The sequence below is a fragment of the Pseudonocardia sp. SID8383 genome, assembly GCF_009864975.1.
GTDB lineage: Bacteria > Actinomycetota > Actinomycetes > Mycobacteriales > Pseudonocardiaceae > Pseudonocardia > Pseudonocardia alni.
The window spans coordinates 1-1,333 of the sequence record NZ_WWFY01000495.1; the positions used below are offsets into that span (position 1 = coordinate 1).

Genomic DNA, 1,333 nt, shown 5'->3' on the forward strand with positions numbered 1-1,333 from the left:
CGGCGACCGGGACCTCCGGTGCCTCCGCGGCCGTACGGGCGGCGGGCACCGACGACAGCGGCGGGACGACCGGGACCGCGGGGTCCGGCCGCACGGCGGCGGTGCGGTCCCCGGTGCCGCGCAGGAACCGCGCCGAGGCCTGGTTCAGCACCTCGAGCAGGGTCGTCCCGGACGAGGCTGCCCGCGGCTCGTCCCCGACGACGGCGAGCATCCGCGGCGCCGCCGCGGTCAGCAGCAGCCCGTCGGCCTGCATCGCACCCGCACCCAGCACGACCACCAGGTCGGCGGTGTCCGCCGGGGGCAGCGTGCCGAGGACGTCGTCGACGGGCTCGGAGACGACCAGGCCGAAGCCCGGGACGCCGCGGCCGGCGTCGGCCGCCCAGGTCTCGGCGAGCTGTGGGTGGGTCCCGGCGAGCTCGCCGAGCAGCCGGTCCAGCTCGTCCCGGTCGGCGACCTCGCGCCGGGCGCGGTCGAGCTCCTCGCACGCGTCGGTGTAGGCCTGCGGGTCGTGCGCCCGCAGCGCCGCGACGACGGCCTCGTGCTCCGGGGCCCGTGCCCCGTCGGGCACCCGGTCGGCGCAGGTGGCGGCCAGGCGCTCCAGCTCGTCGGCGGCCTCGGCGGGGTCGCCGTGCTCGTCGTAGTCGACGATCGCGCGGGCGACCCGCTCCGCGGCGGCCAGGTCCGGCACCGAGACCGGGGAGTCCTGCTGCAGGAACAGCACGTCGTGGCGGAGCGCGCCGACCGACCGTGCGGTCGCCGCCACCCGGTCCAGGGTGTCGGTGAGCGCGGGCAGCTCGGAGGGGTCCCGCGGGATCGGCAGCCCCAGCATCGAGCACAGCCGCGCGATCTCGTCGTCGCGGCGGGTCAGGTCGAGGTGGTGGACGATCGCGACCACGTGGTCGTGGTTCTGCGGGGCCTCACCGGCGACGCGGAAGCGGCGCAGGTGCGGCTCGGCGTCCTTCTGCTCCTGCGGGCGGAAGTAGGACCGGGTCCGGCCGCCGGAGTCGAGGGAGTCCAGGTAGCGGCGGATCACGTCGGCGCCGCCCTGGGGCAGCGGCTCCACGATCTCGATCGCGGGGCCTGCGGCGTAGCGGGCGCGGTCGTCGCGCTGGCGGGCGGAGTGCCCCTGGAGCGCCTCGAACTCGGCGCGCAGGCCCTGGTGGACCAGGCGGCCGACGACCTCGCGCAGCCGGTCGGCGTCCGGGGCCGCGGCGATGGTCTCCAGCGAGCGCAGCACGCAGCGGGCGACCTGGGTGACGGCGCCGCGCCGGTCGGCGTCGAGGTCGCGCAGCAGGCCGGGGACGATCCGGGCCTCACCGGTCTCGGCCCCGGC

Annotated in this window: 1 protein-coding gene; it reads right to left on the minus strand. The window is 78.0% G+C overall.

Going from position 1 to position 1,333, the window contains the following annotated elements; all coding sequences use genetic code 11:
- A partial coding sequence (locus tag GTW08_RS12140) for a hypothetical protein (RefSeq protein ID WP_161151933.1) occupies nt 1-1,333 on the minus strand: 1,333 nt, incomplete at both ends.